Origin of the sequence: Streptomyces sp. NPDC058092 (assembly GCF_042884935.1) — a bacterium.
Lineage (GTDB): Bacteria > Actinomycetota > Actinomycetes > Streptomycetales > Streptomycetaceae > Streptomyces.
Genome location: NZ_JBHVSY010000004.1, coordinates 234,503 through 246,850 on the forward strand (window position 1 = coordinate 234,503; position 12,348 = coordinate 246,850).

The following is a 12,348-nucleotide window of genomic DNA, read 5'->3' on the forward strand; positions in this document are numbered from 1 at the left end:
CGCGATGCCGCCCGACACGAGCACCACCGGCTCGGGGCCATCCGCCGCGACGGCACCCGGCGCGATTCCATCCGCCAGGACGGCGACGGCGCCCGGCGCGCATCCCTCCACCACGAAGCCGACCGGCGTGAAACGGATCGCGGTCATCGGCGGCGGACCCGGTGGGCTCTACGCCGCGGCCCTGCTCAAGCGGCTCGATCCGGAACGCGACATCACCGTCTGGGAGCGCAACGCACCCGACGACACCTTCGGCTTCGGCGTCGTCCTCTCCGACGAGACCCTCGGCGGCATCGAGCACGCCGACCCCGTCGTGTACCGGGCGCTCCAGGACGAATTCGTACGGTGGGACGACATCGACATCGTCCACCGCGGCGTGACCCAGACCTCCGGCGGCCACGGCTTCGCGGCGCTGGGCCGCCGCAGGCTCCTGGAGATCCTGCACGACCGCTGCGAGTCCCTCGGCGTACGCCTCCGCTTCCGCACCGTGGCCCCGCCGGCCGCCGAGCTGGCCGCCACCCACGACCTGGTGATCGCCGCCGACGGAGTGCACAGCCTCACCCGCGCCGCGCACGCCGACACCTTCGGCCCCCGCCTCACCGACCACCGCTGCCGCTACATCTGGCTCGCCGCCGACTTCGCCCTCGACGCCTTCCGCTTCGAGATCGCCGAGACCGCGTACGGGGTGATGCAGCTGCACGGCTACCCCTTCTCGGCCGATGCCTCCACCGTCATCGTCGAGATGCGCGAGGAGGTCTGGCGGGCCGCCGGATTCGACACCTGCGACGTGGAGCACTCGACCGTACGCTGCGCCAAGATCTTCACCGAGGCGCTCGGCGGCCGGCCGCTGCGCTCCAACAACTCCTCCTGGCTCACTTTCCGCACCGTCGTCAACGCCCGCTGGTCGCACGGCAACACGGTCCTCATCGGCGACGCCGCCCACACCGCGCACTTCTCCATCGGCTCCGGCACCAAACTCGCCGTCGAGGACGCCCTCGCGCTCGCCGCCTGCATCGAGGAACAGCCCGACCTGCCTGCCGCGCTGTCCGCGTACGAGGCCGAGCGCCGACCGGTCGTCGAATCGACCCAGCGGGCCGCCGCGGCCAGCCTGCGCTGGTTCGAGGAGCTCGGCACCTACGTCGACCAGCCGCCGCGCCAGTTCGCCTTCAACCTCCTCACCCGCAGCCGCCGCGTCACCCACGACAATCTGCGGCTGCGCGACGCCTCCTTCACCGCCGCCGTCGAGGAGGAGTTCGGCTGCGCCCCGGGCACCCCGCCGATGTTCACCCCGCTGCGGCTGCGCGGCCTCGCACTCCGCAACCGCGTCGTCGTCTCACCCATGGACATGTACTCGGCCGTCGACGGCGTCCCCGGCGACTTCCACCTCGTCCACCTGGGCGCACGCGCACTCGGTGGCGCCGGGCTCGTCATGACGGAGATGGTGTGCGTCAGCGCCGAGGGCCGCATCACCCCCGGCTGCACCGGGCTCTACACCCCCGAACAGGCCGCGGCCTGGACCCGGATCACCGGTTTCGTCCACGCGAGCGCGCCCGGCACGGCCATCGGTGTCCAGCTGGGCCACTCCGGACGCAAGGGTTCCACCAAACTCATGTGGGAGGGCATGGACCAGCCCCTCGACCACGGCAACTGGCCGCTCACCGCCGCTTCCCCGATCCCGTACGCGGACGGTGTCAACCAGGTCCCGCACGCCCTGGACAGGGCCGGACTCGACGCCGTACGCGAACAGTTCGCGGCGGCGGCCCGCCGTGCCGATCTCTGCGGCTTCGACCTGCTGGAACTCCACTGCGCCCACGGCTACCTGCTCTCCGGCTTCCTCTCGCCGCTCACCAACCGTCGCACCGACCGGTACGGCGGATCGCTGGACAACCGGCTCCGCTTCCCCCTGGAAGTCTTCGACGCGGTCCGCGCCGACTGGCCCGACGACCGGCCCATGACCGTCCGCATCTCCGCCACGGACTGGGCCGAGGGCGGCACGAGCGCCGAGGACGCCGTCGAGATCGCCCGTGCCTTCGTCGCGCACGGAGCCGATGCCATCGACGTCTCCACCGGCCAGGTCGTCCCCGACGAGCGCCCCGAGTACGGCCGCTCCTACCAGACCCCGTACGCGGACCGGATCCGCAACACGCTGTGCGTGCCGGTCATCGCGGTCGGCGCGATCTCCTCCTGGGACGACGTCAATTCACTGCTGCTCGCGGGCCGGGCCGACCTCTGCGCCCTGGCCCGCCCCCATCTCTACGACCCGCACTGGACGCTGCACGCGGCGGCCGACCAGGGCTACAGCGGTCCGGGCGCGCCCTGGCCGCTCCCGTACCGCGCGGGCAGCCGCACCCCGCCGACGGGCCGCACGGACGCACCGAAGCCGCGGCTCACCCTGGGGTGACGGGCTCCTCCGCCGCGCTGATCAGCAGCCGGTCCGAGACCGCCCGGAAGCCGATGCGCCGGTACACGCCGTTGCTGGTCGGGTTCGCGAGGTCGGTGAAGAGCAGCACCTCCTGCGCGCCCGCCTCCCGTGCCGCCCGGGCGACCTCCGCCGTCACGGCGGCCGCGTACCCCCGGCCGCGGTATTGGGCAGGTGTGTAGACCGCTGTGATCCGCACCGTGCCGGCGATCCGCGGTGAGACGCCCGCCATCGACACCGGGGCGCCGTCCGCCTCCCAGAGCGTCAGTCTGCCGGACGCCGTCTGCTCGTCCAACAGCCGTTCGGTATGGGTACCGGGCCGGCCGGTCTGGTCGGCGAACGCGAGGAACCAGCGCACCAGCAGTTCCCGGTCGGCGGCGGTGGCGGCCCTGGGCCTCCCCGACGGTGCCCCGGAGGGCGGGACCAGTGTCCCCAGCCGGTAGAGCCGCTGCTCCTGGTCGACCCGGTGGCCCGGCCAGGTGGCGGCCAGCGCCTCGGCGGTGGCCCGGTCCGCGTTGATCCCGGTCAGCGGGAGCGCGGCGGCCAGCGGGGCGAGCGCTTCCGGGGCGACGGTCCCCAGCAGCGGCCGGTGCGGCGGGGTCTGCACCAGCGTCCCCGCGACCTCGCCGTCCGCCCCGCGCCACCAGCCCAGCAGCGGGGCGGCGTCACCATAGGCGTGCGGGCCGCGGCGCCGCAGGGTCGCGGTGACGGTCAGCACCAGGGTGTTCTCGGCGGGCCGGGCGGTCAGCGAGGCACCGGCCGCGTCCAGAAATACGTCGACGTCGTCGGTGAAGGTCCAGGTCATGCTTCATCCTGCCGGGTGCGGATGGCGCGAAGCACCCGGTATTTCCGGGTCACTCGTCCCGCAGCCGGAAACGCTGCAGCTTCCCGGTGGCGGTCCGGGGCAGTGCGGGCAGGAACTCGACGACGCGCGGGCACTTGTGCGGGGCCAGCTCGCTCTTCATGTACGTACGCAGCTCGTCGGCCGACAGTTCCGCGCCCTCGCGCAGCACCACGTACGCCACCACGATCCGGCCGCGCAGCTCATCGGCCCGCCCCACCACCGCGGCCTCGGCCACCGCGGGGTGACGCAACAGGGCGTCCTCGACCTCGGGGCCCGCGATGTTGTAGCCGGAGGAGATGATCATGTCGTCGGCGCGGGCCACGTAACGGAAGTAGCCGTCCGGTTCGCGCACGTACGTGTCACCGGTGATGTTCCAGCCGTGCGCCACGTAGTCCCGCTGGCGTTCGTCGGCGAGATATCGGCAGCCGATCGGACCGCGTACGGCAAGGAGTCCGGGCTCCCCGTCCGGCACCTGTCGGCCCTCGCGGTCCACCACCCGGGCCTGCCAGCCGGGCACGGGAACTCCGGTGGTGCCGGGGCGGATCGCGTCGTCGGCGGCGGAGATGAAGATGTGCAGCAGCTCGGTGGCGCCGATGCCGTTGATGATGCGCAGACCCGTCCGCTCGTACCAGGACCGCCAGGTGGCGACCGGGAGGTTCTCGCCGGCCGAGACACAGCGCCGCAGCGCGGTCAGATCGTGCTTGTCGATGTGGTCGAGCATCACGCGGTACGCGGTCGGCGCGGTGAACAGCACCGAGACACGGTGGGCGGCGAGCGCGGGCAACAGCTGCACCGGGCCGGACTGTTCGAGCAGCAGGGAACTGGCACCGGCCCGCAGCGGGAAGACCACCAGACCGCCGAGCCCGAAGGTGAAGCCGAGCGGCGGACTGCCCGCGAACACGTCGTCGGGCGTCGGGCGCAGGACATGGCGCGAGAACGTGTCGGCGATGGCGAGCACGTCCCGGTGGAAGTGCATACAGCCCTTCGGCCGCCCGGTGGTGCCCGAGGTGAACGCGATCAGCGCGACATCGTCCGCCGCCGTGTCCACCGGACGGTACGGACCCGGCCTGGCCTCGGCCAGCCTCAGCAGGTCGTCCGGGGCGTCACCCCCGTACGCCGTGATCCGCAGTCCCGGTACCTGAGCCTTCACCAGATCGTCGATCGCCCGGATGTCGCACAGCGCGTGGCTCACCCGGGCGATCGAGCAGATGGTGGCGAGCTCGGCGGACCGCTGCTGGGCCAGCACCGTGACGGCGATCGCGCCCGCCTTCAGCACCGCGAGCCAGCAGGCGGCCAGCTGGGGCGTGGTGGGGCCGCGCAACAGGACGCGGTTGCCGGGGACGACCCCCAGATCCGACGTGAGGACATGGGCGATCCGGTCCACCCGGTCCCGCAGTTCCCCGTAGCTCCACACTCCGCCGTCCGGGGTACGGAAGGCGGGGCGGTCGGGGCCGAAGCGCTCGGCCGTACGGTCCAGCAGCTCCGCCGCGCAGTTGAGGCGGGCCGGGTAGTTCAGTTCGGGCAGGTCGAAGAGCAGTTCCGGCCACTCGTCCGGAGGTGGCAGGTGCTCCCTGGCGAAGCTGTCGAGGTGCGCTGAGGTCTTCGGGTCCATGACGGATCGCCCCCTTGTCGCCTCCGGAGCGTATCGTTTGGGTGACGGTAGTCAACGGTCCGCGATAAGAAGAGGAAAACGAGATGCGCCCGCCGGGCGCCTCGGACACCGACAAGAGAGGCGCCGGTATGACGGCATTCTCGCTCGATCCGGCACAAACCGCCTGGTGCGAGGAGCTGAGAGTCCTTGCCGAGCAGCAACTGCGCCCCCTCGCCGAAAAGGGCGACCCGGGCCACGTCAACCGCCCCCTGATCACCGCACTCGGCGAGTCGGGCCTCCTCGACCGGCTGCTGAACTCCGGCGCCCTCGACCTCTGCCTGCTCCGCGAGTCCCTGGCCCGCGGCTGCACGGAGGCCGAGACCGCACTGGCCCTCCAGGGCCTCGGCACCCACCCCGTGGTCCGGGCGGGAACCCCGGCCCTCCGCGAGCGCTGGCTCCCCGAAGTGCGCGCCGGCCGCGCCGTCGCCGCCTTCGCACTCAGTGAACCGGGCGCGGGCTCCGACGCGGCGGCCCTCGCCCTGAACGCCGAACGCGCCCCCGACGGCTGGCGCCTGACCGGCGAGAAGTGCTGGATCTCCAACGCACCCGAGGCCGACTTCTACACCGTCTTCGCCCGTACGACCCAGGGCGCCGGATCCCGTGGCGTCACCGCGTTCCTGGTCCCCGCCGACCGCCCCGGGCTGACCGGCACCGCCCTCGACATGCTCTCGCCGCACCCCATCGGGGCCCTGGTCTTCGACGGCGTCCCGGTCACCGCCGACGATGTGCTCGGCGAACCCGACCGCGGCTTCCGGGTCGCCATGGACACCCTCAACCTGTTCCGCCCCAGCGTCGGCGCGTTCGCCGTCGGCATGGCCCGCGCCGCCCTCGACGCCACGGTGACGCACACCGCCGGACGCACCGCCTTCGGCGGCCCGCTGAAGGACCTTCAGGCCGTCTCCCACCAGGTCGCCGAGATGGCCACCCGTACCGAAGCCGCCCGGCTGCTGGTGTACGCGGCCGCCTCCGCGTACGACGCGGGCGAGCCCGGCGTACCGCGCCGCGCGGCCATGGCGAAGCTGTACGCCACCGAGACCGCCCAGTACGTCGTCGACACCGCCGTCCAACTGCACGGCGCCCGCGCCCTGCGCCGCGGCCACCTCCTCGAACACCTGTACAGAGAGGTCCGCGCCCCACGGATCTACGAGGGCGCCAGCGAGGTCCAGCGCACGATCATCGCCAAGGAGCTGTACGCGAACCGGGAGGCCTCCGCATGAGTCCGCTCCACCGGATCAACCCCGCCGAGCTGTCGCCGCCCACCGGCTTCTCGCACGCCGTCACCGCCACCGGCGGCCAACTGGTCTTCCTGGCCGGGCAGACCGCACTCGACCAGGACGGCAAGGTCGTCGGCGCGGCCCTGCCCGAGCAGTTCGCGACGGCGCTCACCAACCTGCTCACCGCGCTGCGCGCGGCGGGCGGCGCCCCGGCGGACCTGGCCCGGGTCACCGTGTACGCCACCGATGTGGCCGACTACCGCACCCATGCTGTGGAACTGGGCCGGATCTGGAGGCAGTTGGCGGGCCGCGACTATCCGGCCATGGCGGTCATCGGCGTGGCGAGGCTCTGGGACGAGCAGGCACTGGTCGAGATCGACGGGGTGGCGGTGCTGCCGTGAACGTGCCGGGCGGGCCGGGCACACGGTGCCCGGCCCGCCCGGCAACGCGCGGATCGGCGCGGATCAGTACGGCTTCACCAGCACATGCGCCGCGCCCGGAATGCCGATCTTCAGCAGCTCGTCCTCCTCGGGCGTGGTCTCGCTGCCCGTCTCCTGCTTGAGCACCGCACGCGACATGGCCTGCACCCACATGGCCCGGGGGCGGCGGCGCGCCTCCCACGCTTCGAGGGCCGCTGCCACCTCGGCCTCGGCGTCCAGCGACTCGGCGAGCACCAGCGCGTCCTCGACGGCCATCGCCGCACCCTGCGCGATGTGCGGGGTGGAGGCGTGCGCCGCGTCACCGGCCAGCACCACCCGGCCGACGTGCCACGGCTCCTCGACCGTCACCTGGGAGATCCGCGAGTACACCACCGCGGCCGGGTCGGTGACGGTGGCGAGCGCCTCGGCGACCGGACCGGAGAACATCGCCAGCCGCTCCGTGAGCTGCTCGTGGGCCCGCTCCGGGTCCGGCCGGAAGTCCTCCGACTCGGCGAACACCGCACCCAGGTACATCAGTTCCTCGGTGATCGGGGTGAGCAGCGCCTTCGCGGCCCGGCCCGCGGTGCCCATCACCACACCCCGCACCCGGGGCTGGCGGTCCACCGTCACCCGCCAGTTGGCGAACCCGGTGTACTCGGGGACGTAACGCTCCCCGTACAGCCGGGTGCGCAGCGGCGAACCGATGCCGTCGAAGCCGACCACCAGGTCCCAGCGCCCGGTGGCGCCGTCGGAGAGGGTGACGTCCACGCCGGAGCCGTCGTCGGCCAGTTCCGTGATGGTGGTGCCGAAGCGGATCGTGGCCCCGGCGGCCACCGCGGCGGCGTTCAGCACCTGAGCGAGGGCGGGGCGCGGGATGCCGTTGTTCGAGGGGACGTCGCCCATCCTCGGCTGCGGAATCTCGGCGAGTGTGTGGCCGGCCGGGTCGGCGATGGTCAGGATCTCCCACTCGAAGCCCGCCTTGAGGCAGTCGTCGAGCACCCCGATCTCCCGCATGACGTGGAGGGCGTTGGACGGCTGGATGATGCCGACGCCGAGCGCTTCCAGCTCGTCGCGGAGCTCGGCGACCTCGACGGTGTGGCCGCGCCGGGCCAGTGCGGTGGCGAGGGTGAGGCCGCCGATGCCGCCGCCGTGAACCAGGACGCGCAGGGGTGATGCCATCTCAGATCTCTCCAGAGCGAGAAAGGTGCAGAAGGTACGGGGAGTGAGGGGAGCGCACGGTCAGCCGGCCGCGACGGGCAGGCTCATCAGGTGGTCCACCAGAGCCAGCAGCACGTCCCGGCCGAACGGCCGCTCGCGCACGTCGCCGATCAGCATCGGGACATGCGGATCGAGGTCGAGAGCGGCTCTGATCTCGTCCGGCGTACGGGTGTTGTGCCCGTGGAAGCAGTTGATCGCGACCACGAACGGGATGTCCCGGCTCTCGTAGAAGTCGATCGATGCGAAACTGGTCTCCAGCCTGCGGGTGTCGGCGATCACGACACCGCCGAGCGCCCCGTTGACCAGGTCGTTCCACATGAACCAGAAGCGTTCCTGGCCGGGGGTGCCGAAGAGGTAGACCACCAGCTCATCACTGACCGTGATCCGCCCGAAGTCCAGGGCCACGGTGGTCGTGTCCTTCCCGCCGACCCCGGCCAGGTCGTCGACACCGATGCTGGCCTTGGTCAGGTACTCCTCGGTGCGCAGTGGGGTGACTTCGCTGACCGCTCCCACCAGGGTGGTCTTGCCGACGCCGAAACCGCCGGCGATCAGGATCTTGACGGCGGCGGGGGCCGCCTGACTGCTTGTCATGTTGGTTCAGATTCTCCGGAGTCCGTCACGAACGGCGGCCAGCAGGCCCATCCGGGCCCCGCCGGCCGCCCGCGCCACCGAGAGCGGGGCACGGGCCAGCAGGAGGCCCTGGGCGACGAGGTCGGCCAGCAGGATCTTGGTCACCGACACCGGGAGGCCGAGGCCGGACGCGACCTCGGCGACCGCGGACGGCCGGCGGCAGCGCGCAAGGATCAGCCGGTGCTCCGGCTGGAGCCTTCCCGACTGGATCGGCGCACCGTGCTCGTCCCGCGGGTCCTGCGCGGTCGTCAGCACGGTGATGAGGGTGAAGTCGTCCCGCCCGGGAGCGGTCCGGCCCCGGGTGATGGTGTACGGGCGCACCATCGAGCCCGCCCCGTCCTCCTCGGCCTCCTCCTCCCAGTACGGGGTCACGCGCGTTGCCCGTCCCCGGAACCGAAGGCGTCGAACTCACCGCGGGCCGGGGTGCCGAGCTTCTGGCCGACCTGCTGTACGAGGTTGTGCATGGCGAGCGACATGATCTCGGCGTCCACCTCCTGGGAGGCGATCACGGCCAGGTGGGTGCCCTGGGCGGCCGAGATGATGAAGAGCCAGAGGTCGGCGAGTTCGACGATCACCTGGTGGACGCCGCCGCCGTCGAAGAGCTGCCCGACGCCGCGGGCCAGGCTCTGCTGACCGGTGCAGATGGCGGCCAGCCGCTCGGCGTCGGCACGGTCGATGGTGCGCGAGTGGCTCACCACCAGTCCGTCGTCGGAGAGCAGCACGGCGTTCCGGGTCTCGGCCACCGAGTCCACCAGGCCGTCGAGCAGCCAGTCGAGATCCTGGTGAGTGGCGGTTGTGCGTGTCATGACCGTTCTTCTCTCGTGGGGAGGGGGGTGGCGGGTGGAGCGGGCTGCGTCGTCGTCCCGTCGGTCGCGCGGGCCGCGCGGGAGCGGCGCTGGAACGCTCCGATCGCGGCTCCGGCCCGGCGCGGGGCCGGTCGCAGCTGCGGGTTCTCGTACGGGTTCGGCGGCGTGGGCGCGGCGGACCGGGCGGCCGGGTCGATCCGCAGCTCGTCCGCCAGGCTGGCCTGTCGTACCCGGCGCGGCAGCGGGGGCTCCGCACCGGGCGCGGGAAGGGCGGGCCGGTCGGACCCGCTCTCCGGGCGGAGGGCGTCCGGCTCCGGCGGCGCCGGGTGGTCGGGCACGGACACCGGCAGCTGCGCGGGGCGGGCGACGTCCGGCCCGGCCTGCCGGGGCCCGGGGATCGGGAGGCCGGAACGGTCCGCCCCGACGCCCGAGGGGTACGGAGCGGCGTACGGCTGCTGCGGAGCCCGGTACGGCTCCTCCGGCATCGGGTACGGCGGCTGGTCCACGGGGTACTGGCCGGCCGCCGTCATGTACGGCTGTTCGGCCGCGTCGTACGGGGTCTCGTACGGGGTCTCGTGCGCCGTGTAGGGCGCGGTGGGCGCGGTAGGCGCGGGCGGTGCGGCCGGTGCGTTGTACGGGTCGGTGGGCGCCCCGTACGGCTCGTCCTGCGCCGGGACCGGGTTCTCGGGTGCCGTGTACGGCTGCTCCGGGGTGGCGTAGGGCGCGCCCGCCGTGTTCAGCGCGGTGACTCCGGCCAGTGCCTGACCCTGGACGCGGGACGGCGGCGCGTCACCCGGCGCAGGGGCCACCGCTTGGGCCGCAGCAGGCGCGGCGGCGGGGGAGGGCACGCCGACCGGGCCGGACCGCGGCTCGGAGACGGTGAGCTCGTCGGGGACGAGCACGACCACCCGCGTACCGCCGTACGCCGAGGAACGGAACTCCACCCGCAGGCCGTGCTGGTCCGCGAGCCGTGCGATCACGTACAGACCGAGCCGGATGTCGTCGGAGTGGGCGAGCACGTCCATCCGGGGCGGCCGGACCATCAGCTCGTTGGCGGCGGCCAGCTGGTCCTCCTCCATCCCCAGGCCCCGGTCCTCGACCTCGATGGCCAGACCGCGGCTCACCTTGGCGGCCCTGACCTCGACCGGGGAGGGCGGCCGGGAGAAGCTGAGCGCGTTCTCGATGAGCTCGGCCAGCACGTGCGAGACCGGGCCGACGGCCCGCTCCGACAGCCAGGGGCTGCCGTCCAGGTCCAGCACCACACGCCGGTAGTCCTGCACCTCGCCCTGGGCGGAACGCATCACGTCCAGCAGCGGAACCGGCTTGCGCCAGCGCCGGTGCGGGGAGCCGCCCGCGAGAATCACCAGGTTCTCCTCGTACCGCCGCAGCCGGGCGGTGAGGTGGTCGAGGTCGAAGAGGCCGTCCAGCACCTCGGGGTCCTCGTGCTTGCGCTCCAGCTCGTCCAGCTTCTTCAGCTGCTGGCCGATCAACTGCTGGGTACGGCGCGCGATGCGCTGGAGCAGCCGCTCGAAACCGCGGTGCTGATCGGCCTGTTTGACGGCGGCCGCCAGCGCACTGGTGCGCGCCAGGTTGAGTGCGTCGCCGAGCCGGGTCAGCTCGTCGCCCTTGTCGCCCTTGTTGCCGCGCTCGATGGCGCGGGCCTCGGCCTCGACATCGATGCGCTCGCCCTTGCCCAGCCGCTCGACGACATCGGGCAGGGCCTTCTCCAACTCCTCGGCCCGCTCCTGCAGCCCGCCGATCCGGCGGCGGAGGTTACGGGTGAGGCGCCAGGTGGTCCAGATGACCGCGATCACGGCCACCAGACCGACCACCGTGGTCAGCACCATCTTGAACAGCAGTGACATCACACTGCCCTTGCCCTCCTCGACCACGAGGGCGGTGCGGTGCTCCAGCAGCTTCTCGATCTGTGGAGAGAGCTCGTCCATCGCGCCGCGCCAGGTCTTCTCCGCGGCGCCGACCTCGACGAAGCCGGCGGCGTCGGCATCGGCCGGCCGCAGCACCTCGTTCTCCACCCGCGTCTTGGTCTGCCAGGCCGGACTGCGGGTGATCTCCTCCCACATGGCCTTCTCGTCGGACGGCAGATAGGGGACGACCTTGGTGGAGTACTGGAGCGACTGGCCGGACACCGCCTCGCGGACCTGTCGCAGGTCCTCGCTGCTCAGCTTCCCCTCGGACCAGCCGCGCGCCAGCAGGGCATCCGAACGGGAGATCATCTCCTTGGTCCAGAACAGGTCGACGAGCGGCTGCGAGAGCGTGGTGATCCGGCCGTTGTCGACATGGCTGAGCGCGGTGAAGAGTTCGAGGTCGACCGCGATCAGGTCCGTGTAGTAGCCGTACACGACCTTCTGCTGATCGTTGCCGCCCTCGTCCACGAGGGTGCGCTGGGCGGGCAGTTGATTGATCGCCTCGCGGGCCTTGCGGACCGCGTCACGGACCTCGGCGGGGGCGTCGTCGGGCGCCACGTCGGAGAGCGACTGAAAGCTTTTGATCGCTTCGTCGGTCTTCTTGCGCTGCCGCTGCAGCGCATCGGTCGAGCCCTTGTGCCGGGCGAGCGCCTCGGCGCTGAGCCGGCGCTCCTCCTGCAGGTTGTAATAGACGATGTTGGACGGCTGGCCCGCCTTCTGGGCCAACTGTCCCTGGGCCGCCTGGCGTTGGAAGTCCAGCAGGGTCTGGCCACTGGTGACGGCCCAGAGGGCGGCCAGAGCGACGCCGGGGACGATGGCCAGTACGAGCAGGGCTGTCCGCAACGACATGGTGGTCGATTCGGTCCGCCGTGAGGCGCGCGTGCGCAGGGCGTGCTCCTTGACGATGATGCCAGCCTCACGACTGGTCAAATCCGTTGAGAACTTCGACACATCGATATTAGTCACACTGCAAAAATGAAAAGAAAGTGGGCTCACAGGTGCATCACTGATCGCACACAACTCCGCCACGGCGATCCGGAGTGCCTGGTTCAGGCCGGTCCGGGCTGATCAGGGATGGGCCGGGAAGGTCCAGGCGGTCGGGGGCCGGTCCGGGCCGGTTCGAGTAGCGGGCCGGGTGATGCCGTGCGGCTGCGGACGCACCGGGAACACGCCGTACTGCGATCACGGAGGGGTCTGCGGCGGGCATGGGTGAACGGGGCGCGGG

10 protein-coding genes are annotated in these 12,348 nt (G+C 72.1%); 3 read left to right on the forward strand and 7 right to left on the reverse strand.

Annotated features, from left to right (window positions below; all coding sequences use genetic code 11):
- Positions 1-4: 4 nt before the first annotated feature.
- Positions 5-2,398: a bifunctional salicylyl-CoA 5-hydroxylase/oxidoreductase gene (locus ACFVV1_RS09385; protein WP_389986915.1), complete on the forward strand. Its 2,394-nt coding sequence runs from the start codon at positions 5-7 to the stop codon at positions 2,396-2,398.
- Here ACFVV1_RS09385 and ACFVV1_RS09390 read toward each other — a convergent pair.
- Complete coding sequence (locus ACFVV1_RS09390; protein ID WP_389986918.1) at positions 2,385-3,221, reverse strand: GNAT family N-acetyltransferase; 837 nt, start codon at positions 3,219-3,221, stop codon at positions 2,385-2,387. The genes ACFVV1_RS09385 and ACFVV1_RS09390 overlap by 14 nt on opposite strands.
- 49 nt (positions 3,222-3,270) lie before the next feature.
- Entirely contained in the window at positions 3,271-4,872 is a 1,602-nt protein-coding gene (locus ACFVV1_RS09395; RefSeq protein WP_389986921.1) for an AMP-binding protein, read from the reverse strand.
- 128 nt (positions 4,873-5,000) lie between these two features.
- Here ACFVV1_RS09395 and ACFVV1_RS09400 point away from each other — a divergent pair, with 128 nt between their 5' ends.
- Both ACFVV1_RS09400 and ACFVV1_RS09405 read left to right on the forward strand, forming a co-directional pair.
- A complete protein-coding gene (locus ACFVV1_RS09400) occupies positions 5,001-6,128 on the forward strand; it encodes an acyl-CoA dehydrogenase family protein (RefSeq protein WP_389986924.1) in 1,128 nt (375 codons plus the stop codon).
- Positions 6,125-6,526 (forward strand): RidA family protein, encoded by a 402-nt coding sequence (locus ACFVV1_RS09405; protein WP_389986927.1) that lies wholly within the window; start codon positions 6,125-6,127, stop codon positions 6,524-6,526. Before ACFVV1_RS09400 ends, ACFVV1_RS09405 begins: the two co-directional genes overlap by 4 nt.
- Positions 6,527-6,589: 63 nt before the next feature.
- On the opposite strand, the gene ACFVV1_RS09410 is transcribed toward ACFVV1_RS09405, so the two are convergent.
- From ACFVV1_RS09410 to ACFVV1_RS09430, 5 genes are read right to left on the reverse strand one after another with little or no spacing between them, the layout of a single operon-like run.
- Entirely contained in the window at positions 6,590-7,723 is a 1,134-nt protein-coding gene (locus tag ACFVV1_RS09410; RefSeq protein WP_389986929.1) for an FAD-dependent monooxygenase, read from the reverse strand.
- A 60-nt stretch (positions 7,724-7,783) separates the two neighbouring features.
- Positions 7,784-8,353 carry an ATP/GTP-binding protein gene (locus ACFVV1_RS09415; RefSeq protein ID WP_389986932.1) on the reverse strand — a complete coding sequence of 190 codons (570 nt, stop codon included), beginning with the start codon at positions 8,351-8,353 and terminating at the stop codon, positions 7,784-7,786.
- A gap of 6 nt (positions 8,354-8,359) precedes the next feature.
- On the reverse strand, positions 8,360-8,764 hold the full coding sequence (locus ACFVV1_RS09420) for a DUF742 domain-containing protein (protein ID WP_389986935.1): 405 nt from the start codon (positions 8,762-8,764) through the stop codon (positions 8,360-8,362).
- Positions 8,761-9,198 (reverse strand): roadblock/LC7 domain-containing protein, encoded by a 438-nt coding sequence (locus ACFVV1_RS09425; protein WP_389986937.1) that lies wholly within the window; start codon positions 9,196-9,198, stop codon positions 8,761-8,763. Before ACFVV1_RS09425 ends, ACFVV1_RS09420 begins: the two co-directional genes overlap by 4 nt.
- Positions 9,195-12,053: a nitrate- and nitrite sensing domain-containing protein gene (locus ACFVV1_RS09430; protein WP_389986940.1), complete on the reverse strand. Its 2,859-nt coding sequence runs from the start codon at positions 12,051-12,053 to the stop codon at positions 9,195-9,197. The genes ACFVV1_RS09425 and ACFVV1_RS09430 overlap by 4 nt, the downstream gene beginning before the upstream one ends.
- Between the last annotated feature and the right edge of the window lie 295 nt (positions 12,054-12,348).